A 20,517-nucleotide genomic window follows, 5' to 3' on the forward strand; every position below is an offset into this window, starting at 1 on the left:
ACATTCATGCTGACTCCTCAGGCAAAAGACATATCACATATTTGACTGTGGTGCTTTTCATATCCGTATGAAAGGAATGATCAGAGGCATGTCTGAACATCAAGCAGTGATTCAAACAGATATCGTAAAAGGAACCATTAACAAAAATATATACGGTCATTTTGCTGAGCATTTAGGAAGAGGGATTTATGAGGGGATCTGGGTCGGAACGGACTCAGACATCCCCAATATCAACGGGATACGAAAGGACGTGCTGGAGGCGCTCAAACAGCTGCACATTCCTGTCCTCAGGTGGCCGGGCGGGTGTTTTGCGGACGAATACCATTGGGCAAACGGTGTCGGTGACCGTAAGACAATGCTGAACACTCACTGGGGCGGTACAATTGAATCAAATGAATTCGGAACGCATGAATTTATGATGCTTTGCGAGCTGCTTGAATGTGAGCCATATATTTGCGGCAATGTCGGAAGCGGAACCGTTCAGGAAATGGCGGAGTGGATTGAGTATATGACATTTGAAGAAGGCACGCCGATGTCAGACTGGAGAAAGCAAAATGGAAGAGAAGAGCCTTGGAATCTGAAATATTTCGGCGTGGGTAATGAAAATTGGGGCTGCGGCGGCAACATGCATCCCGAATACTACGCAGATCTGTACCGGCGTTTTCAGACTTATGTCCGCAATTACAGCGGGAATGAAATTTATAAAATTGCAGGCGGAGCAAATGTGGATGATTTTAATTGGACGGACGTGCTTATGAAAAAAGCCGCTGGCCTGATGGACGGGTTGAGTCTTCATTATTACACGATTCCGGGGGATTTCTGGAAGGGCAAAGGATCAGCCACAGAATTCACGGAAGATGAGTGGTTTATTACGATGAAAAAAGCCAAATACATCGATGAATTGATTCAAAAACACGGCACGATCATGGACCGGTACGATCCGGAGCAGCGGGTCGGGCTGATTATTGATGAATGGGGCACTTGGTTTGATCCCGAGCCAGGCACGAATCCCGGTTTCTTATATCAGCAAAACACCATTCGTGATGCACTGGTGGCGGCTTCTCATTTCCACATTTTCCATCAGCATTGCCGCCGGGTGCAAATGGCCAACATCGCCCAAACAGTAAACGTTCTACAAGCGATGATTTTGACTGAGGGCGAGCGGATGCTTTTGACACCGACGTACCATGTATTCAATATGTTTAAGGTGCACCAGGACGCTTCTCTTTTAGCAACAGAGACAATGTCTGCCGACTATGAATGGAAGGGTGAAACGCTTCCGCAAATCAGCATTTCAGCGTCGAAACAAGCTGAAGGTGATATCAATATCACTATTTGCAACATCGATCACCAAAACAAAGCGGAGGCGGAAATCGAGCTGAGAGGCCTACACAAGGCAGCGGACCATTCCGGAGTCATTCTTACGGCAGAAAAAATGAATGCGCATAACACGTTTGACGATCCTCATCATGTCAAACCGGAATCCTTCAGACAATACACGCTCAGCAAAAACAAACTGAAAGTAAAACTCCCGCCAATGTCAGTCGTCTTACTTACGCTGCGTGCTGATTCTTAATCGCGCAAGAGCGCCGGAGCTTCATGCCGGCGCTCTTTTTCAGGTTTTAAAACAGCTCCGGCAGGGCATGGTAAAGTACATGACAGTGAAGAGGAGATGTGATCTTATGCTTCGTACCATTTTAATGATTATTGGGGCAATTGTAGTGATCGGGGCCATTATCAGATTTGTGTTTTAAAAAAAGAGCATATCCCATTCAACCATATAAAAATGAGTAAACCGGCTGTGATCAGGAAAAAATAATTTGTAAGCATTAAAATAGCGTGAACGAATGGGAGATGCTATACTAAAAATCATCATTTCACATTGGAGGAATTCAATAATGGCTATCGTAAAAGCAACTGATCAATCTTTCTCAGCTGAAACAAGCGAAGGCGTCGTACTGGCAGACTTCTGGGCTCCTTGGTGCGGACCTTGTAAAATGATTGCACCTGTTCTTGAAGAATTGGATCAAGAAATGGGAGACAAACTGAAAATCGTAAAAATCGATGTAGACGAAAACCAAGAAACTGCCGGAAAATACGGCGTTATGAGCATCCCGACTCTTCTTGTGTTAAAAGACGGCGAAGTAGTTGAAACTTCAGTCGGCTTCAAACCAAAAGAAGCGCTTCAAGAGCTTGTAAACAAACATCTTTAATTTTCCGCTGCTTACATGCCAGAGCGATTCCGATTGAGGGATCGCTTTTTTTATTCGCCAATTGTGAACCATAGAGAAAAACAAACGTTCGTGTTAAACTGGAAATAAAGGATTAAACATAAGGAAGGGTAACATATGAACAAACAACTGAAAGAAAAACTCGCCCTCCTTCCTGATCAACCGGGTTGTTATCTCATGAAGGACCGGCAGCAGACTGTGATCTACGTAGGGAAAGCAAAAGTGCTGAAAAACAGAGTGCGCTCCTACTTCACCGGTTCTCACGACGCGAAAACCCAAAGGCTTGTGACGGAAATCGAGGATTTTGAATATATCGTGACGTCCTCCAATCTTGAAGCGCTTATTTTAGAAATGAATCTGATCAAAAAGCATGATCCGAAATACAACGTCATGCTCAAAGACGACAAAACCTATCCTTTCATAAAACTCACCCATGAACGCCACCCAAGGCTGATTGTCACACGCAATGTCAAAAAAGACAAAGGGCGCTATTTCGGGCCGTATCCGAATGTACAGGCAGCAAGGGAAACAAAAAAACTGCTCGACCGTCTGTATCCTCTCAGAAAATGCTCCAAGCTCCCGGACAGAGTGTGCCTTTATTATCATCTGGGCCAATGTCTTGCTCCGTGCGTAAAGGATATTTCCGAAGAGACGAACAGAGAGCTGGTTGAAAGCATTACACGTTTCTTAAGGGGCGGCTATAATGAGGTCAAAAAAGAGCTTGAAGAGAAAATGCATGAAGCTGCTGAGAATCTTGAGTTTGAACGAGCAAAAGAGCTTCGTGACCAAATTGCCCATATTGAATCAACGATGGAAAAACAAAAAATGACGATGAACGATCTAGTCGACCGTGATATATTCGCGTACGCGTACGATAAGGGCTGGATGTGCGTGCAGGTCTTTTTCATCCGCCAAGGGAAGCTCATTGAACGCGATGTCAGCATGTTCCCGCTTTATCAGGAAGCAGATGAAGAGTTCCTCACGTTCATCGGGCAGTTCTATTCAAAAAACAACCACTTCCTTCCGAAGGAGATTTTAGTTCCAGACAGCGTAGATCAATCCATGATCGAGCAGCTGCTGGAAACAAACGTTCACCAGCCGAAGAAAGGCCCGAAAAAAGAACTGCTCATGCTGGCCCATAAAAATGCGAAAATCGCATTGAAAGAAAAATTCTCTTTAATCGAACGGGACGAGGAGCGTTCAATCGGGGCTGTGCAGAAACTAGGTGAGGCATTAAATATTTATACGCCGCACAGAATTGAAGCGTTTGATAACTCAAACATACAGGGGACAAACCCGGTTTCCGCGATGATTGTGTTTATCGACGGCAAACCATACAAAAAGGAATACCGCAAATATAAAATCAAAACCGTTACAGGGCCGGATGATTACGGTTCTATGAGAGAGGTTGTCAGAAGACGCTATACGAGAGTGCTTCGTGAGAATCTGCCGCTGCCCGATCTGATCATCATTGACGGAGGAAAAGGGCAGATCAACGCAGCAAGGGATGTCATTGAAAATGAACTCGGCTTGGATATCCCGATCGCCGGTTTAGCGAAAGATGAAAAACACAGAACCTCAAATTTACTGATCGGTGATCCGCTGGAGGTGGTGTATCTGGAACGAAACAGCCAGGAATTTTACCTCCTGCAGCGCATTCAGGACGAGGTGCACCGTTTTGCAATCAGTTTTCACAGGCAAATCCGCGGAAAAAGCGCGTTTCAATCCGTTTTGGACGACATCCCGGGTATCGGAGAGAAAAGAAAGAAAATGCTGTTAAAGCATTTCGGTTCCGTTAAAAAAATGAAGGAAGCAAGCCTTGAGGACATCAAAAAAGCCGGTGTTCCCACAGCGGCGGCTCAGCTCCTTTACGACAAATTGCAAAAATAATGTTGTCCTTTTAAATAAGATCTGATAAAATGTGAACTAATTTCATAGTTAGATCGTGTTATATGGTGAAGATAGAGGTGCGAACTTCAAGAGTATGCCTTTGGAGAAAGATGGATTCTGTGAAAAAGGCTGAAAGGGGAGCGTCGCCGAAGCAAGTAAAACCCCATCGGTATTATTTGCTGGCCGTGCATTGAATAAATGTAAGGCTGTCAAGAAATCATTTTCTTGGAGGGCTATCTCGTTGTTCATAATCATTTATGATGATTAATTGATAAGCAATGAGAGTATTCCTCTCATTGCTTTTTTTATTGTGGACAAAGCGCTCTTTCTCCTCACCCGCACGAACCAAAATGTAAAGGGTGGTAATACATGGGTCTTATTGTACAAAAATTCGGAGGCACTTCCGTCGGCTCAGTCGAAAAAATTCAAAATGCGGCAAACCGCGCAATTGCAGAAAAACAGAAAGGCCATCAAGTCGTTGTCGTCGTTTCAGCAATGGGAAAATCCACTGACGAATTGGTCAGCCTTGCAAAAGCTATTTCTGACCAGCCGAGCAAACGCGAAATGGATATGCTGCTGGCGACAGGCGAGCAGGTCACGATTTCACTCCTTTCAATGGCATTGCAGGAAAAAGGCTATGACGCTGTGTCTTATACTGGCTGGCAGGCGGGAATCCGTACGGAGGCCATTCACGGAAACGCCAGAATTACAGATATCGACACTTCGGTTTTAGCAGACCAGCTTGAAAAAGGAAAAATTGTCATTGTTGCAGGCTTCCAAGGAATGACAGAGGATTGTGAAATTACGACATTGGGCCGGGGCGGTTCAGATACAACAGCAGTTGCTTTGGCTGCCGCTTTAAAAGCTGATAAATGTGACATATACACAGACGTGCCAGGTGTGTTTACAACCGATCCGCGCTATGTGAAATCAGCGAGAAAACTTGCGGGCATCTCATACGATGAAATGCTTGAGCTTGCCAATTTAGGCGCCGGCGTTCTTCATCCGAGAGCAGTTGAGTTCGCGAAAAATTACCAAGTGCCGTTAGAAGTGCGTTCAAGTACAGAAACCGAAGCGGGAACATTAATTGAGGAGGAATCATCCATGGAACAGAATTTAATTGTCAGAGGCATTGCATTTGAAGATCAAATCACAAGAGTAACCATTTACGGGCTGACTAGCGGCTTGACAACTTTGTCTACTATTTTTACGACACTTGCCAAAAGAAACATAAACGTGGATATCATTATCCAAACGCAGGCCGAGGACAAGACTGGAATTTCCTTCTCTGTCAAAACAGAAGATGCAGACCAAACCGTTGCGGTGCTTGAAGAGTATAAAGACGCGCTGGAATTTGAGAAAATCGAGACAGAAAGCAAATTGGCTAAAGTATCCATTGTTGGATCCGGCATGGTCTCAAATCCCGGTGTAGCGGCTGAAATGTTTGCTGTACTGGCGCAAAAAAACATTTTAATCAAAATGGTCAGCACATCTGAAATCAAAGTGTCAACAGTCGTAAGCGAAAATGACATGGTGAAAGCAGTCGAGTCGCTTCACGATGCATTTGAGCTTTCAAAACACCCTTCAGCTGTGTAATGACAATCAAAAAGGCGGGACTATGCAGTCACCGCCTTTTTGATTACACTGGGTCTTTCATATCCCATTTCACAGTCAGAACCACTTTATCCGCTCTCTTTTTCACTTGTTCATATGATTCGGCAATCTGATCATTCATCAATTGAATTTGTTCAGCGATAAAACCAGCCTCCAGCTGAAAGCAAGGTTCTTTCTGATGTTTAAGCCGGTTGGAAATGATCGGCCCTTCAAGTTCAAATTCAAGCTCCTGTTTTTTAGCGCTTACGTTGGTGAGGGTTCCCCAGCCCGCTTCTTCAAAGAAGGCCGGAAATTCCTCCCATGATTCAAGAGGAAACTTACGGGCGAGATGTTTTCCTGCCCAATACATCATGGAAGAGTAATCTTGGCCAAGCATATCTGGGAGAACGATCTCTCGTATTAGTTCGTAGGCATAGGCGTTCATTTCAATTTCTTTTAGGTTGTCAATAGATGCTTCAAATTTAGACTTCATATCTGTCTCCCCTCTCTCCTGCGTATATTATAGCTCAAACAGGGGGGAGGATTACAGAATGATCCTGTAATTCTTATGAAAAATTAAGTAAGAAATATATATTGATAAAATAAAATTTTTCAATCAACTAACCAATTCGGAAAATTATAATTTATGTACGCGTTTTCTTGACGCCCTTTTGAGGGAGGAGTAAAATGAAATTGTCAATAAATCTTAATAAAGTGCTTACAATTGAAAGAAGTGGGGGAAGAGATTTAGCACATTTCGCACTTATCAAACAGGGGGTAAAGTAATGTCTGGGAACAGAGAGTTTTATTTTCGAAGATTGCATTCCTTGCTTGGCGTCATACCGGTCGGCATCTTTCTTATTCAGCATTTAGTCGTCAACCAGTTTGCCGCAAGGGGCGCTGAAGCATTCAATAGCGCTGCTCATTTTATGGATAGTCTGCCTTTCAGGTATGCCTTGGAAATTTTTATTATCTTCTTACCATTAATTTATCATGCAGTTTATGGTGTGTACATAGCGTTTACTGCGAAAAATAACGCAGGTCAATACAGCTACATGAGAAACTGGCTATTCGTCCTGCAGCGTGTAACCGGTATCATCACCCTCATTTTCGTCAGCTGGCACGTGTGGGAAACCCGCATTGCCGCACAAATGGGCGCTGAGGTCAATTTCGACATGATGGCGAATATTTTGAGCTCTCCGGCTATGCTTGGTTTTTACATTGTCGGTGTTTTATCAACAATTTTCCACTTCTCGAACGGTTTATGGTCTTTCGCTGTTACATGGGGCATCACGGTAACGCCTCGTTCTCAAAGAATTTCGACATACGTTACGCTGATTATTTTTGTTGCACTGTCATACGTAGGCTTAAAAGCGATTTTCGCATTTGTTTAAGAGTACTAGATTACTAGAGGGAGAGGGGCTATCATGAGTCAATCAAGCATTATCGTAGTCGGCGGGGGTCTTGCCGGCCTCATGGCGACAATTAAAGCAGCGGAATCAGGAATGGCGGTTAAGTTGTTTTCCATCGTTCCTGTCAAACGTTCTCATTCGGTTTGTGCGCAAGGCGGCATAAACGGAGCGGTCAATACAAAAGGGGAAGGTGACTCTCCGTGGGAACATTTTGATGACACGGTATACGGGGGAGACTTTCTTGCCAACCAGCCGCCGGTCAAGGCGATGTGTGAAGCGGCGCCTTCAATCATCCACTTATTAGACCGGATGGGCGTCATGTTTAACCGGACGCCTGAAGGCCTGCTTGATTTCCGCCGATTCGGGGGTACACAGCACCACAGAACTGCTTATGCTGGTGCGACGACGGGACAGCAGCTGCTTTACGCACTGGACGAGCAAGTGCGCAGATACGAAGTTGCGGGTCTGGTCACAAAATACGAAGGCTGGGAATTCCTTGGCGCTGTTTTAGATGATGACAGAACCTGCCGTGGAATTGTTGCACAAAACCTGACAAACATGCAAATTGAATCCTTCCGTTCAGACGCTGTCATTATGGCGACGGGCGGACCGGGAATCATCTTTGGAAAATCAACGAACTCCATGATTAATACAGGATCTGCTGCATCAATCGTTTATCAGCAGGGAGCGTATTATGCAAACGGAGAATTCATTCAAATCCACCCGACAGCCATACCGGGCGATGACAAATTAAGACTGATGAGTGAATCAGCGCGTGGTGAAGGCGGGCGCGTGTGGACATATAAAGACGGCAAACCATGGTATTTCCTGGAGGAAAAATATCCGGCATACGGAAACCTGGTGCCGCGTGATATTGCGACACGCGAAATATTTGATGTGTGTGTGAACCAGAAGCTCGGCATTAACGGTGAAAACATGGTATATCTCGATCTGTCTCATAAAGATCCGAAAGAGCTTGATATTAAGCTTGGCGGCATCATTGAGATTTATGAGAAATTCATGGGAGACGACCCGCGTAAGCTCCCAATGAAAATCTTCCCGGCGGTCCATTATTCTATGGGCGGTTTATGGGTAGATTACGATCAAATGACAAACATCCCTGGACTGTTTGCGGCTGGGGAATGTGATTATTCTATGCACGGCGGCAACCGCTTGGGAGCGAACTCCCTGCTGTCTGCGATTTACGGAGGCATGGTGGCCGGTCCGAATGCGGTGAAATATGTAAACGGCTTAGAATCTTCAGCGGAAGACATGTCTTCATCTTTATTCGACGCTCACGTTAAGAAAGAAGAAGAAAAATGGGCTGATATTATGAGTATGGACGGAACCGAAAATGCCTATGTTCTTCACAAAGAGCTCGGTGAGTGGATGACGGCGAACGTAACGGTTGTCCGCCATAATGACAAGCTTTTGAAAACGGATGACAAAATTCAGGAGTTAATGGAGCGCTTCAAAAAGATCAACATCAATGACACGACAAAATGGAGCAACCAGGGAGCGATGTTCACACGCCAGTTCTCGAACATGCTTCAGCTTGCGAGGGTGATTACCCTTGGCGCATACAACCGTAATGAAAGCCGGGGCGCCCATTATAAACCGGATTATCCTGAACGTAATGATGACGAATGGCTCAAAACAACAATGGCTAAACATGTAAGCCCGTATGAAGCGCCGGAATTTGAGTATCAGGATGTCGATGTATCACTGATAACGCCTCGGAAACGGGATTACTCGAAGAAGAAGGTGGCGAAATAATCATGAGTGAACAAAAAACCATACGATTTATTATCACACGTCAAGATACAGCCGACAGCACGCCTTACGATGAAGAATTTGAGATTCCATACCGCCCGAATCTGAACGTCATTTCCGCTCTGATGGAAATCCGCCGGAATCCGGTTAATGTCAAAGGTGAGAAGACAACCCCTGTCACATGGGATATGAACTGTCTTGAGGAAGTATGCGGCGCATGTTCAATGGTCATAAACGGAAAACCCCGCCAGTCTTGCACGGCGCTTATCGACCAGCTTGAACAGCCGATCCGTTTAAAACCAATGAAAACATTCCCAGTTGTTCGTGATTTGCAGGTTGATCGCAGCAGAATGTTTGATTCATTGAAAAAAGTAAAAGCGTGGATACCGATTGACGGTACGTACGATTTAGGACCGGGGCCGAGAATGCCGGAAAAACGCCGTCAATGGGCATATGAATTATCAAAATGCATGACATGCGGCGTCTGCCTCGAAGCTTGCCCGAATGTGAACAGCAAATCGAAGTTCATGGGGCCTGCACCGATGTCGCAAGTCCGCCTGTTTAACGCGCATCCGACAGGCGCCATGAATAAATCTGAACGATTAGAAGCATTAATGGATGAAGGCGGCCTTGCAGATTGCGGCAACTCGCAAAACTGTGTTCAATCCTGTCCGAAGGGGATTCCGCTTACCACTTCGATTGCAGCCTTGAATAGAGATACAAACTTACAAGCGTTCCGCAATTTCTTCGGAAGCGACAGAGTATAAGAAGAAAAAACCTCTTCCGCATGGGAGAGGTTTTTTTAAACAATAAGGAGATGAAAAAAGATGAAGCTTCCCGCTTATATTGATATGCCGTTTCAAGAATGGAAAACATCCTTTTCTTTTGTTAATGAGGTATCCGTAAGATTTTCCGAGACAGACATGTTTGGGCATATGAATAATGTAACCCCTTTTATATATTTTGAGGAGGCGCGGATTTCTTATTTTAAAAAGCTGAATATGATGAGTGAAAACAAACAGACCATGACAGTCGTGGCAAGCCAGCAATGCGATTATTTGCGCCAAGTCATGCCTTATGAAGAATTGCGCATCTATGTGAAAATAAGCGCAGTCGGCAGTTCATCTCTTACCTTGCACTATCTCGGAGAGAACCTCGAAGGCGAACCCTGCTTCACCGGGGCAGTCGTGATGGTTCAAGTCTCAAAGGAAAGCGGCAAGGCTGTCAGCTGGACGGATGAGGAGAAAGAAACGCTTCTTCATACACGATAAACTAATTATCTTGTAAACGTCACCTCCTGCGCCCTTCTTACATATGATATCTCGACTATATCAAAACCCATTCGTTTCTGATTCGCTCTCACCTTAGCAAGGAGGGTTACAATACTTGAAGGAGAAAGAATTTCAATCGAAGCCGCTGCTAACGAAAAGAGAAAGAGAAGTGTTCGAATTGCTCGTTCAAGATAAGACAACAAAGGAGATTGCAAGCGAGCTATTTATCAGTGAGAAAACCGTTCGAAACCATATTTCAAATGCCATGCAGAAATTGGGTGTGAAAGGGCGTTCGCAAGCCGTTGTTGAGCTTCTTAGAATGGGTGAGCTAGAGCTTTAATCCTTGCCGGTATTCCTTCTTTTGGAAGGAGCCGGTTATTGCTGTTTGTTTGGAACATTCGAAACCATATTTGGAATGCTGTGCAAAACGTAGGCAAGTCATAAATTAAATTTTATTTCTTGATGTTGTTTGACTAAAGTCCTCTATTTCTCTCCTGCGAGTCTTGCATTTTCTTCAAAAAAGAAGGAAAATAGACACGGAACGCTTTTGTGCGTAAGAGATCCTTGAGTGAGGGATGGACAAATGACATCAAAACCTTTGGAGCATGTTGCGGATATTGAAAAGTCACTCCGCCACATTGCCGCGATCATTAAGCAAAAAGGACGAGAAATCCTTAACCAATATGCGATTACGCCGCCGCAATTTGTCGGCTTGCAATGGCTTTATGAATTAGGAGATATGACAATCGGTGAATTATCGGGCAAAATGTATCTGGCATGCAGCACGACAACGGACTTAATCGACCGCATGCAAAAAAATGAGCTTGTTGAGCGGGTCAAGGACCCGGCGGACAGACGTGTTGTCAGGATACATCTGCTGCCTGAAGGAGAACGGATTATCCAAGAGGTCATTACAAAAAGACAGGAATATCTGCGTGATATGTTCGAATCGTTTACAGATGAAGAAATAGCCATCTTCGAAAAATCTTTGATGAAACTGCAGCATGAAATGAAGAGAAAATGAGGCGATTTTGTTGGAACAACCAATAGGAGTCATTGATTCCGGGGTTGGCGGTTTAACCGTTGCGAAGGAAATCATGAGACAGCTACCTAAAGAAAATATTATCTACGTCGGGGATACGAAACGGTGTCCTTACGGGCCGCGCCCTGAAGAAGAGGTGCTTCAATATACGTGGGAGCTGACGAATTATTTACTCGAAAACCACCACATCAAAATGCTCGTGATCGCCTGTAATACAGCAACAGCGATCGCTTTGGATGACATCCAGCGCAGCGTCGGTATACCGGTGGTCGGAGTCATCCAGCCTGGTGCGAGAGCAGCGATAAAAGTGACGGATAATCAGCATATCGGTGTCATCGGCACAGAGAATACGATTAAGAGCAATGCATACGAAGAAGCGCTTTTGGCATTAAACCCTGATTTGAAGGTTGAAAACCTTGCCTGCCCGCTGCTTGTGCCTTTTGTGGAAAGCGGGAAGTTTCTCGACAAAACAGCAGACGAGATTGTTAAAACCTCGCTGTATCCGTTAAAAGACACATCAATTGATTCGCTGATTTTAGGCTGCACCCATTACCCTATTTTAAAAGAAGCCATTCAAAGATATATGGGAGAGCACGTAAACATTATTTCGTCCGGCGATGAAACAGCCCGGGAAGTCAGCACAATTCTCTCTTATAAAGGGCTGCTGAACCAGTCTCCGATTGCCCCGGATCATCAGTTCCTGACAACAGGGGCGCGTGATCAGTTTGCAAAAATCGCAGACGATTGGTTTGGCCATGAAGTCGGGCATGTGGAATGTATCTCACTGCAAGAACCGATTAAAAGATAGTTTTCCCCGCAACGGTATGTTGCGGGTTTTTTTCTGTTTTGCCGGAATTCTTCGGTCTATTTCCTAAAGAGGCTCGTATACATAATAGTACAAACATCCTTAGGAGGGAAAAGTATGCTGAAAAAAGGACCTGCAGTCATTGGTGCCACTTGTCTCACCTCTGCCTTGCTTTTATCCGGATGCGGTTTGTTTCAATCTGATAAGGCAGCCGAGGAAATTGATCCGCCTCAAGACGTTACATTCGTGAACGATGAAGCGGGTGCCAATTCAAATACAACAGCAGCCAAAAAAACAGAAAGTGAAAAAAGCGATACCGCAAAAGCGGATCAAGCCTCATCTACTGTTATGAGGGAGCTTTATCTCATTGATAAAAACGGGTATGTTGTTGCGCAAACGCTGCCTCTTCCTAAAAGTGAGAGCACGGCTAAGCAGGCGCTTGAATACCTCGTACAGGGCGGGCCTGTGTCTGAAATTCTTCCGAATGGCTTCAGAGCTGTATTGCCGGCTGACACCACCGTTAACGTTGACATCAAAAAAGATGGAACGGCGATAGCTGATTTCTCTAATGAGTTCAAAAATTATAAGAAAGAAGACGAACAGAAAATCGTTCAATCTGTGACGTGGACGCTGACGCAATTTAGTTCGATAGATAAAGTGAAGCTGAGAATAAACGGGCATGAACTGAAGGAGATGCCTGTAGGAGGGACGCCGATCTCAGATGATTTAAGCCGCAAAGACGGCATTAATTTGGAAACAGCCGGTGTAAATGATCTCACTGCTACCCATCCGCTGACAGTCTACTATTTGGCGGAAAATGAAGACAGTGAATACTACGTGCCGGTGACCAAACGAATCGACAATTCGGAAAAAGACGACATCACAGCAGCCATTAATGAATTGGCTAAAGGGCCGAGCAAGGTGAGCGGGCTGTTAACAGACTTCAGTGAAGATGTAAAGCTGGTCAGCAAACCGAAAATCAAAGACGGGCGCGTGACGTTGGATTTCAATCAATCTATATTCGGCAGCGCCGATGAGAAGACGAAAATGATTTCTTCAGAAGTGCTGAACAGCATTGTGCTGACGTTAACGGAGCAGCCGGATGTAAAAAGCGTCTCTGTTAAAGTGAACGGAAAATCAGAGCTGGTAAATGAAAAAGGCGAAAAGCTCACAGAACCGGTCTCCAGACCATCTCAAGTGAATACGGGTAGTTTTTAAATTGGGATTTTTGATATACTAGAAAGAAAGAGGTTAGCGTTCCGGCTGCCTCTTTCTTTATTCAATTCCGGGACAAAAATGGTTTATGTACATACAATCGGAGGTAAAACATGAGACATGACGGAAGACAACACGATGAGCTGCGTCCAATCACATTCGATCTGGATTTTATTAGCCATCCGGAAGGTTCTGTTCTAATAACATCGGGAAATACTAAGGTAATCTGCAACGCGTCTGTTGAGGACCGCGTACCGCCGTTTTTGCGGGGCGGAGGGAAAGGCTGGATTACAGCAGAGTACAGCATGCTGCCGCGGGCAACAAACCAAAGAACAATCAGAGAATCTTCTAAGGGGAAAATTTCCGGCAGAACAATGGAGATCCAACGCCTGATCGGCCGCGCGCTTCGAGCTGTTGTAGATCTGGAAAAGCTCGGTGAACGGACGATTTGGATTGACTGTGATGTCATTCAAGCTGATGGAGGAACTAGAACAGCTTCCATTACAGGCGCATTTCTTGCTATGGCGATTGCGATTGGCAAGATGATCAAAGCAGGAACAATCAAGACAAATCCGATCACTGATTTTCTTGCTGCGATCTCTGTTGGAATTGATAAGGAACAGGGAATTTTGTTAGATTTAAATTATGAAGAAGATTCCTCTGCTGAAGTTGACATGAATGTCATCATGACAGGCAGCGGCCGTTTTGTGGAACTGCAGGGAACCGGGGAAGAGGCGACTTTTTCTAGAGAGGATCTGAACGGTCTTCTGGGTCTTGCGGAAAAAGGAATCCAAGAGCTGATTGACAAGCAAAAAGAAGTGCTGGGTGATTCTCTGCCAGAACTGAAATAAAGACAGAAAGGCTTGATCATCATGAAAGAAGCAATTATTGCGACACATAATCCGGGAAAAGTGAAGGAATTCAAAGAAATTCTTGAGCCAAGAGGCTATGATGTCAAATCTTTAGCTGAAATTGGATTCACAGAAGAAATTGAAGAAACAGGCCATACATTTGAAGAAAATGCCATTCTGAAAGCGGAAGCTGTTGCCAAAGCAGTGAACAAAATGGTGATTGCGGACGACTCCGGTCTATCCATCGATAATCTTGGCGGCAGACCCGGTGTTTATTCAGCCCGCTATGCAGGGGAACAGAAAGACGACCAGGCAAATATCGAAAAAGTGCTCAGCGAGCTGAAAGGTATCGAAAAAGAACAGCGCACCGCCCGTTTCCGCTGCGCACTGGCCGTGAGTATTCCCGGTGAGGAAACAAAAACAGTCGAAGGCCATGTTGAAGGGTATATTGCCGAAGAACCGAGAGGAGAATATGGCTTTGGCTATGACCCAATCTTTATCGTGAAAGATAAAGATAAGACAATGGCTGAACTGACAAGTGATGAAAAAAATAAAATCAGCCATAGGGCTGACGCGCTTAAAAAGCTATCTAAGCTTTTGGAGGCATAAGGAGGAAGCTTGTACATGAACGTGCTGATTATCAGTGACAGCCATGGGCTTGAAGAAGAACTCCAAACCATTGCGAAACGGCATGAGGCAGAAGTTGATCTCATGATTCATTGCGGGGACTCTGAGCTTGAAACGAGGCATCCTGCATTGGAGCCTTATGCGGTTGTAAAAGGCAATTGCGATTTTGCCGGCGATTTTAAGGACGAGCTTCTACTGACTGCCGGTTCAAGAAAAATACTGGTCACACACGGCCACCTTCACGGTATAAAACAGACCTTGTTAAACGTATACTATCGTGCAGAGGAGCTCGGAGCGGATATTATCTGCTTCGGGCATTCGCACATCGCGGGAAGCGAAGTGCTGCGGGGCAAGCTGATGATTAACCCAGGCAGCATCCGGCTTCCGAGGGTGCGCAGGACAGAAAGCTATGCTATACTGACATTAGAAAATGATGCTGCGACAGTCCATTTTTACGACCAAGCAGGCAATGAAATTGAGGATCTGCAAAATCGAGTCACACTATGAAAATGTCATGAGGAAGAAAATTTTCTTCCTCATGAAAAAAATTCTAAAAAACCGTTGACTTATTGTTGCATCCCATATATAATAAATCTTGTCGCTGATAGTTAAAGCGAAAAACAAAAAATAAAACGTGTCCCAGTAGCTCAGCTGGATAGAGCAACGGCCTTCTAAGCCGTCGGTCGGGAGTTCGAATCTCTCCTGGGACGTACCAAAAGAAAAACCTCAAATCCATTTAGGATTTGAGGTTTTTTGTTGTCGGTCTATGATTTTCATTTGTTATTTAACGGATCATCATCCAAGCCGTCAACTTTTCCGTCTTTATTCAGACGAGGTTCTTCTTTTTTCACAGTTTCAGAAATATGTTCATTTTCTTCAACAGTGCGTTTACCGACAACCACTTCATCAGTGACAACCGGTTTTTTAGTCACTTCCAGCTTTTCCTCAACGATTGGCACTCTGATCTCTTCCGAATCGTTGACGGGAGAAGCATCCGCTTTATTTTCATCCACTGGCCGGCGTTCGACATAAATTTCATCATGTCTCACCGGGATATCCATCTCTCTTTTTTCTGTTTTTACTTCTTTTCCTATCTCTACTTCACCGGTTTGAACGTCTTCTTTATCGACTTTCAGCTGTTCTTCCCGGAGCGGCATCGTTTTTTCTTCTTTCGTTGTATAATCCGCCATTTCATTTGTGCTTGAAAAGCCGCCTGAAAGGGCATTGCCGTTATCAAGAGGAGCATTTACATCTGCATCTGTATCGACGGCTACCAGAAGTTTTCCGTCATCCAAATCTTCTTGATACTTGTCTATTTCATCAGTTTTAATATCCAAGTCGGATAATGCTTTGCTGTGTGTAGAAGTATCATCCATTGTGAAATAATCTTTCAGTTTATCGAAAAAAGATTCAGATTCGTCCTGATGTGCATCGATGGCTTGATTGACTTCTGTTCCTGTACGTGACTCCAAATAATCTGTATCTCGCCGGCTTGTCACAACAGAAATGTCATCAGAATCATAGCCTTTTGTGAGTAAGCCTTCAATCGCTGCGATGGTTTCCTGCGGAGTTTCGTATACACCAACTATGCTTTTCATATCAATCTCCTCCTTTATGAATTTGCATGATATCGTTCATGTCGTTTGTAATTCCCGCTGTTCTTTGAATTAAACAAAATTGAAAACATTGGCGTGTATCATAAAGGTGAAAAATGTGTGAAAATAAAAAAAGATAGATAAGACAGACCTTCCCCTGCACTTATCTATCCTTATAAAGCCGTCTCACAATTCCTTCGTCATAAACACACTGTTTGGATCTTCAACATAGTCTGCAAACGGTTCACAGTACTGAAAATCGAAGCTTTCATACAATTTTCTTGCCGGTTCAAATGAAGCCTTTGAACCCGTTTCTAAGCTTAACCGCTCATAGCCTCGCTTCTCAGCTTCTTCAATGATGTGCTGGAGAACTTGTTTGGCAACGCCTTTTCTTAAATGTGATACAGATGTTCGCATTGATTTGATTTCTCCATGCCGGGTGTCCAGTTCTTTTAGCGCTCCGCAACCGGCTAGTTCATCACCTTCCCATGCACTCCAAAATGTTATTCCAGGCCCTCTTAGTTTCTCTAAACCTAAGGCATGGATGCTTTCCGGCGGGGACATAAGCGTCATGCTATGTAAATGCTCATTCACAAGTGAGACCACCTGACGTCCAGTTAAATCGTCTATTTTTATATGCAATTTTATTCCTCCTCGAAAACTTACGGGTTGTGCAGAATATCGTTCAATTCATCTTAATCATATTCCATCCTGTTTCCAAATATAAAGACAGAAAATGTGACTGTATTTGTGAAGTCGTTTTAAAACAATAAAAGGACCGCAATAGATGTTCGGCCCTTGTGGTCTTCTTTAATATCTAAAGCCTCCGTGTACGCCTGGCGCCCCGCTGAATCCGCCGGCATGTATCGCTGGAGCACTTAAGCTGCCGCCATGGCCGCTAAAGCCTGCACCTGAAAATTGCTGTCCGTAAAATCCTGAAGCGTATGGGAATGAGGAGTACATTCCAGAGGGAGTGGTTAACGGGCTGTATGCCTGGCTGAACGGCTGTCCGTATCCGTAGCCTCCAAATGGCTGCTGGCTTTGCTGGTAGAAGGCAGGGGTAGCAGGATAGTACTGCTGCGGAAAGCTCGGGAAGCCTGCAGGGAATCCTTGCATGTCTGCTAATGATTTATTCATCGTATCACCTTTTCTTTGCAAGATATCATTAATGTATGCCGAGGGAACAAGAGAAGTGCCTATCCGAAATTGAAATGGATTGCAAGATGATCTGTCAGACTCAATCCATATACGAACCATATCGCGTTATAAAATCTTACATGTTTATATAAAATTAAATAATTCTGGTGTATTCTTGATAGATTAATAAAAAAATTATAAAAACTTTTAACATTTGCAATTCCTTTTGTATCAATAATGAAAGCGTATACAATATAGTTTGATTAATCGAAATTGTCTAATAATTTTAAAAAATGCTGTTGACACTGCGTCCAAAGCGGCGTAATATGAGTTCAACAAAAGATAAACGCAAGCTTCACAAGCGAAAATCATCGCAGTATGATTCTAAAAAAGTGAAAAACAAACGACCTTCTTGAACAGCTGGAAAGCCGTTCCGAAGGCTGAATATGAAAAGCGCAGATGAGGATAAGTAGCCTTGAAAAAGCTTTCCACAGAGAACCGGGTTAGCTGAGAACCGGCGAAGCTTTACAAGGTGAACTCGCCTCAGAGTGCCAGTCTGAAATGACAGTAGGACTTGGCCGGGTGAACTTGATTCACTCGTTACTAAAGCGGATAGAAATATCCATGAGACGGCCGATTAACAGGCCGTAAACAAGGGTGGTACCGCGGAAAGAAAAGCCTTTTCGCCCCTTTTAGCTATCGCAGTTACTGCGCGGCTGATTGTGGGCGGAAGGGCTTTTTTTATTGAATAATCAGCTATATAGCTAATGAAAAGATGATCTTTAAAGGATGAAAATCCAAAAGGAGGAACTAAAATGGGGACTAATGTACAGGTGGATTCAGCATCTGCCGAATGTACACAGACGATGAGCGGAGCATTAATGCTGATTGAATCATTAAAAAAAGAGAAAGTAGAAATGATCTTCGGTTATCCGGGCGGGGCTGTGCTTCCGATTTACGATAAGCTATACAATTCAGGGTTGGTACATATCCTTCCCCGTCACGAACAAGGAGCAATTCATGCAGCGGAGGGATACGCAAGGGTCTCCGGAAAACCGGGTGTCGTCATTGCCACGTCAGGGCCGGGAGCGACAAACCTTGTTACAGGCCTTGCTGATGCCATGATTGATTCATTGCCGTTAGTCGTCTTTACAGGGCAGGTAGCAACCTCTGTAATCGGGAGCGATGCATTTCAGGAAGCAGACATTTTAGGGATTACGATGCCAGTAACAAAACACAGCTACCAGGTTCGCCAGCCGGAAGATCTGCCGCGCATCATTAAAGAAGCGTTCCATATTGCAACAACTGGAAGACCCGGACCTGTATTGATTGATATTCCGAAAGATGTAGCAACAATTGAAGGAGAATTCAGCTACGATCATGAGATGAATCTCCCGGGATACCAGCCGACAACAGAGCCGAATTATTTGCAGATCCGCAAGCTTGTGGAAGCCGTGAGCAGTGCGAAAAAACCGGTGATCCTGGCGGGTGCGGGCGTACTGCACGGAAAAGCGTCAGAAGAATTAAAAAATTATGCTGAACAGCAGCAAATCCCTGTGGTACACACCCTTTTGGGGCTCGGAGGCTTCCCGGCTGACCATCCGCTTTTCCTGGGGATGGCGGGAATGCACGGTACTTATACAGCCAATATGGCCCTTCATGAATGTGATCTATTAATCAGTATCGGCGCCCGTTTTGATGACCGTGTCACAGGAAACCTGAAACACTTTGCCAGAAACGCAAAGATTGCTCACATCGATATTGATCCAGCTGAAATCGGAAAAATCATGAAAACACAGATTCCTGTAGTCGGAGACAGCAAAATTGTCCTGCAGGAGCTGATCAAACAAGACGGCAAACAAAGCGATTCAAGCGAATGGAAAAAACAGCTCGCCGAATGGAAAGAAGAGTATCCGCTCTGGTATGTAGATAATGAAGAAGAAGGTTTTAAACCTCAGAAATTGATTGAATATATTCATCAATTTACAAAAGGAGAGGCCATTGTCGCAACGGATGTAGGCCAGCATCAAATGTGGTCAGCGCAATTTTATCCGTTCCAAAAAGCAGATAAATGGGTCACGTCAGGCGGACTTGGAACGATGGGATTCGGTCTTCCGGCGGCGATCGGCGCACAGCTGGCCGAAAAAGATGCTACTGTTGTCGCGGTTGTCGGAGACGGCGGATTCCAAATGACGCTTCAAGAACTCGATGTTATTCGCGAATTAAATCTTCCGGTCAAGGTAGTGATTTTAAATAACGCTTGTCTCGGAATGGTCAGACAGTGGCAGGAAATTTTCTATGAAGAACGTTATTCAGAATCTAAATTCGCTTCTCAGCCTGACTTCGTCAAATTGTCCGAAGCATACGGCATTAAAGGCATCAGAATTTCATCAGAAGCGGAAGCAAAGGAAAAGCTGGAAGAGGCATTAACATCAAGAGAACCTGTTGTCATTGACGTGCGGGTTGCCAGCGAAGAAAAAGTATTCCCGATGGTGGCTCCGGGGAAAGGGCTGCATGAAATGGTGGGGGTGAAACCTTGAAAAGAATTATCACATTGACTGTGGTGAACCGCTCCGGGGTGTTAAACCGGATCACCGGTCTATTCACAAAAAGGCATTACAACATTGAAAGCATTACAGTTGGACACACAGAAACAGCCGGCGTTTCCAGAATCACCTTCGTCGTTCACGTTGAAGGAGAAAATGATGTTGAACAGTTAACGAAACAGCTCAACAAACAGATTGATGTGCTGAAAGTCACAGACATCACAAATCAATCGATTGTCCAGAGGGAGCTGGCCTTAATCAAGGTTGTCTCCGCACCTTCAACGAGAACAGAGATTAATGGAATCATAGAACCGTTTAGAGCCTCTGTCGTTGATGTCAGCAGAGACAGCATCGTTGTTCAGGTGACGGGTGAATCTAACAAAATTGAAGCGCTTATTGAGTTATTAAAACCTTATGGCATTAAAGAAATCGCGAGAACAGGTACAACGGCTTTTGCGAGGGGAACCCAGCAAAAGGCGTCATCCAATAAAACAATATCTATTGTATAAAACATAACAAGGGAGAGATT

The 20,517-nt window shown here is 44.5% G+C and carries 21 protein-coding genes, 1 tRNA gene, 1 riboswitch and 1 other annotated feature; of the genes, 18 read left to right on the forward strand and 4 right to left on the reverse strand.

Annotated elements, in window-relative coordinates:
* Positions 1 to 88 precede the first annotated feature (88 nt).
* The 4 genes from abfB to BGM23_RS07670 all read left to right on the forward strand — a co-directional run bounded on the left by abfB (position 89) and on the right by BGM23_RS07670 (position 5,717).
* Positions 89 to 1,576: an alpha-L-arabinofuranosidase AbfB gene (gene abfB / locus BGM23_RS07655; RefSeq protein WP_015251517.1), complete on the forward strand. Its 1,488-nt coding sequence runs from the start codon at positions 89 to 91 to the stop codon at positions 1,574 to 1,576.
* Positions 1,577 to 1,898: 322 nt separating this feature from the next.
* Positions 1,899 to 2,213 carry a thioredoxin gene (trxA, locus tag BGM23_RS07660; RefSeq protein ID WP_003222500.1) on the forward strand — a complete coding sequence of 105 codons (315 nt, stop codon included), beginning with the start codon at positions 1,899 to 1,901 and terminating at the stop codon, positions 2,211 to 2,213.
* Positions 2,214 to 2,348: 135 nt separating this feature from the next.
* Positions 2,349 to 4,121: an excinuclease ABC subunit UvrC gene (gene uvrC, locus BGM23_RS07665; RefSeq protein ID WP_029726377.1), complete on the forward strand. Its 1,773-nt coding sequence runs from the start codon at positions 2,349 to 2,351 to the stop codon at positions 4,119 to 4,121.
* A 64-nt stretch (positions 4,122 to 4,185) separates the two neighbouring features.
* Positions 4,186 to 4,365, forward strand: a riboswitch (Lysine riboswitch).
* Positions 4,366 to 4,490: 125 nt separating this feature from the next.
* Positions 4,491 to 5,717, forward strand: a complete 1,227-nt coding sequence (locus BGM23_RS07670; protein WP_024572581.1) for an aspartate kinase — start codon at positions 4,491 to 4,493, stop codon at positions 5,715 to 5,717.
* A 43-nt stretch (positions 5,718 to 5,760) separates the two neighbouring features.
* Here the strand turns inward: BGM23_RS07670 and BGM23_RS07675 are convergent, their stop codons facing one another.
* Positions 5,761 to 6,207, reverse strand: coding sequence for a YslB family protein (locus tag BGM23_RS07675; RefSeq protein ID WP_003222508.1), 447 nt, complete (start codon positions 6,205 to 6,207; stop codon positions 5,761 to 5,763).
* 292 nt (positions 6,208 to 6,499) lie between these two features.
* Between BGM23_RS07675 and sdhC the strand changes: the two genes are divergently transcribed.
* The 12 genes from sdhC (at position 6,500) to BGM23_RS07740 (ending at position 15,420) form a co-directional block, all read left to right on the forward strand.
* A complete protein-coding gene (gene sdhC, locus BGM23_RS07685) occupies positions 6,500 to 7,108 on the forward strand; it encodes a succinate dehydrogenase cytochrome B558 (RefSeq protein WP_003222512.1) in 609 nt (202 codons plus the stop codon).
* A 33-nt stretch (positions 7,109 to 7,141) separates the two neighbouring features.
* Entirely contained in the window at positions 7,142 to 8,902 is a 1,761-nt protein-coding gene (gene sdhA, locus BGM23_RS07690; protein ID WP_003229567.1) for a succinate dehydrogenase flavoprotein subunit, read from the forward strand.
* Positions 8,903 to 8,904: 2 nt separating this feature from the next.
* Positions 8,905 to 9,666, forward strand: a complete 762-nt coding sequence (gene sdhB / locus BGM23_RS07695) for a succinate dehydrogenase iron-sulfur subunit (RefSeq protein ID WP_003229569.1) — start codon at positions 8,905 to 8,907, stop codon at positions 9,664 to 9,666.
* A 60-nt stretch (positions 9,667 to 9,726) separates the two neighbouring features.
* Positions 9,727 to 10,170: an acyl-CoA thioesterase gene (locus BGM23_RS07700; protein WP_003229571.1), complete on the forward strand. Its 444-nt coding sequence runs from the start codon at positions 9,727 to 9,729 to the stop codon at positions 10,168 to 10,170.
* 115 nt (positions 10,171 to 10,285) lie between these two features.
* Positions 10,286 to 10,510: a spore germination transcription factor GerE gene (gene gerE, locus BGM23_RS07705; protein ID WP_003184172.1), complete on the forward strand. Its 225-nt coding sequence runs from the start codon at positions 10,286 to 10,288 to the stop codon at positions 10,508 to 10,510.
* Positions 10,511 to 10,753: 243 nt separating this feature from the next.
* Entirely contained in the window at positions 10,754 to 11,194 is a 441-nt protein-coding gene (locus BGM23_RS07710) for a MarR family winged helix-turn-helix transcriptional regulator (protein ID WP_003229573.1), read from the forward strand.
* Positions 11,195 to 11,201: 7 nt separating this feature from the next.
* Positions 11,202 to 12,020 (forward strand): glutamate racemase, encoded by an 819-nt coding sequence (gene racE / locus BGM23_RS07715; protein WP_010886589.1) that lies wholly within the window; start codon positions 11,202 to 11,204, stop codon positions 12,018 to 12,020.
* A gap of 114 nt (positions 12,021 to 12,134) precedes the next feature.
* Positions 12,135 to 13,235: a spore germination protein GerM gene (gene gerM, locus BGM23_RS07720; protein WP_003229578.1), complete on the forward strand. Its 1,101-nt coding sequence runs from the start codon at positions 12,135 to 12,137 to the stop codon at positions 13,233 to 13,235.
* Positions 13,236 to 13,345: 110 nt separating this feature from the next.
* Positions 13,346 to 14,083 (forward strand): ribonuclease PH, encoded by a 738-nt coding sequence (gene rph / locus BGM23_RS07725; protein WP_019712911.1) that lies wholly within the window; start codon positions 13,346 to 13,348, stop codon positions 14,081 to 14,083.
* A gap of 12 nt (positions 14,084 to 14,095) precedes the next feature.
* The gene (locus BGM23_RS07730) at positions 14,096 to 14,692 is read left to right on the forward strand and encodes an XTP/dITP diphosphatase (RefSeq protein ID WP_015251523.1); all 597 of its coding nucleotides are present in this window, start codon (positions 14,096 to 14,098) and stop codon (positions 14,690 to 14,692) included.
* 15 nt (positions 14,693 to 14,707) lie between these two features.
* Positions 14,708 to 15,217 (forward strand): metallophosphoesterase, encoded by a 510-nt coding sequence (locus BGM23_RS07735; RefSeq protein WP_029726376.1) that lies wholly within the window; start codon positions 14,708 to 14,710, stop codon positions 15,215 to 15,217.
* Between the two features lie 129 nt (positions 15,218 to 15,346).
* Positions 15,347 to 15,420 (forward strand) — tRNA-Arg (locus BGM23_RS07740).
* Between the two features lie 63 nt (positions 15,421 to 15,483).
* On the opposite strand, the gene BGM23_RS07745 is transcribed toward BGM23_RS07740, so the two are convergent.
* The 3 genes from BGM23_RS07745 to cotQ form a co-directional block, all read right to left on the reverse strand.
* Positions 15,484 to 16,308 carry a YsnF/AvaK domain-containing protein gene (locus BGM23_RS07745; protein ID WP_029726375.1) on the reverse strand — a complete coding sequence of 275 codons (825 nt, stop codon included), beginning with the start codon at positions 16,306 to 16,308 and terminating at the stop codon, positions 15,484 to 15,486.
* Positions 16,309 to 16,491: 183 nt separating this feature from the next.
* Positions 16,492 to 16,947, reverse strand: a complete 456-nt coding sequence (locus tag BGM23_RS07755; protein ID WP_029726374.1) for a GNAT family N-acetyltransferase — start codon at positions 16,945 to 16,947, stop codon at positions 16,492 to 16,494.
* A 168-nt stretch (positions 16,948 to 17,115) separates the two neighbouring features.
* Entirely contained in the window at positions 17,116 to 17,442 is a 327-nt protein-coding gene (gene cotQ / locus BGM23_RS07760; RefSeq protein WP_029726373.1) for an inner spore coat protein CotQ, read from the reverse strand.
* 447 nt (positions 17,443 to 17,889) lie between these two features.
* Positions 17,890 to 18,136 (forward strand) — a binding site (T-box leader).
* A gap of 121 nt (positions 18,137 to 18,257) precedes the next feature.
* On the opposite strand from cotQ, the gene ilvB reads away from it, so the two are divergent.
* On the forward strand, positions 18,258 to 19,982 hold the full coding sequence (ilvB, locus tag BGM23_RS07765) for an acetolactate synthase large subunit (protein ID WP_029726372.1): 1,725 nt from the start codon (positions 18,258 to 18,260) through the stop codon (positions 19,980 to 19,982).
* The gene (gene ilvN, locus BGM23_RS07770) at positions 19,979 to 20,497 is read left to right on the forward strand and encodes an acetolactate synthase small subunit (protein WP_004399096.1); all 519 of its coding nucleotides are present in this window, start codon (positions 19,979 to 19,981) and stop codon (positions 20,495 to 20,497) included. Before ilvB ends, ilvN begins: the two co-directional genes overlap by 4 nt.
* Positions 20,498 to 20,517: the final 20 nt, after the last annotated feature.

Source organism: Bacillus sp. FJAT-14266, assembly GCF_001719225.1.
GTDB lineage: Bacteria > Bacillota > Bacilli > Bacillales > Bacillaceae > Bacillus > Bacillus subtilis.

Bases quoted from the DNA above. Each gene is read 5' to 3' on its own strand.
- BGM23_RS07675 (WP_003222508.1), bottom strand. From the start codon at position 6,207: ATGAAGTCTAAATTTGAAGCATCTATTGACAACCTAAAAGAAATTGAA.
- cotQ (WP_029726373.1), bottom strand. From the start codon at position 17,442: ATGAATAAATCATTAGCAGACATGCAAGGATTCCCTGCAGGCTTCCCG.
- trxA (WP_003222500.1), top strand. From the start codon at position 1,899: ATGGCTATCGTAAAAGCAACTGATCAATCTTTCTCAGCTGAAACAAGC.
- gerM (WP_003229578.1), top strand. From the start codon at position 12,135: ATGCTGAAAAAAGGACCTGCAGTCATTGGTGCCACTTGTCTCACCTCT.
- BGM23_RS07745 (WP_029726375.1), bottom strand. From the start codon at position 16,308: ATGAAAAGCATAGTTGGTGTATACGAAACTCCGCAGGAAACCATCGCA.
- BGM23_RS07735 (WP_029726376.1), top strand. From the start codon at position 14,708: ATGAACGTGCTGATTATCAGTGACAGCCATGGGCTTGAAGAAGAACTC.
- rph (WP_019712911.1), top strand. From the start codon at position 13,346: ATGAGACATGACGGAAGACAACACGATGAGCTGCGTCCAATCACATTC.
- ilvB (WP_029726372.1), top strand. From the start codon at position 18,258: ATGGGGACTAATGTACAGGTGGATTCAGCATCTGCCGAATGTACACAG.
- sdhC (WP_003222512.1), top strand. From the start codon at position 6,500: ATGTCTGGGAACAGAGAGTTTTATTTTCGAAGATTGCATTCCTTGCTT.
- sdhB (WP_003229569.1), top strand. From the start codon at position 8,905: ATGAGTGAACAAAAAACCATACGATTTATTATCACACGTCAAGATACA.
- abfB (WP_015251517.1), top strand. From the start codon at position 89: ATGTCTGAACATCAAGCAGTGATTCAAACAGATATCGTAAAAGGAACC.
- sdhA (WP_003229567.1), top strand. From the start codon at position 7,142: ATGAGTCAATCAAGCATTATCGTAGTCGGCGGGGGTCTTGCCGGCCTC.
- BGM23_RS07710 (WP_003229573.1), top strand. From the start codon at position 10,754: ATGACATCAAAACCTTTGGAGCATGTTGCGGATATTGAAAAGTCACTC.
- BGM23_RS07700 (WP_003229571.1), top strand. From the start codon at position 9,727: ATGAAGCTTCCCGCTTATATTGATATGCCGTTTCAAGAATGGAAAACA.
- uvrC (WP_029726377.1), top strand. From the start codon at position 2,349: ATGAACAAACAACTGAAAGAAAAACTCGCCCTCCTTCCTGATCAACCG.
- BGM23_RS07670 (WP_024572581.1), top strand. From the start codon at position 4,491: ATGGGTCTTATTGTACAAAAATTCGGAGGCACTTCCGTCGGCTCAGTC.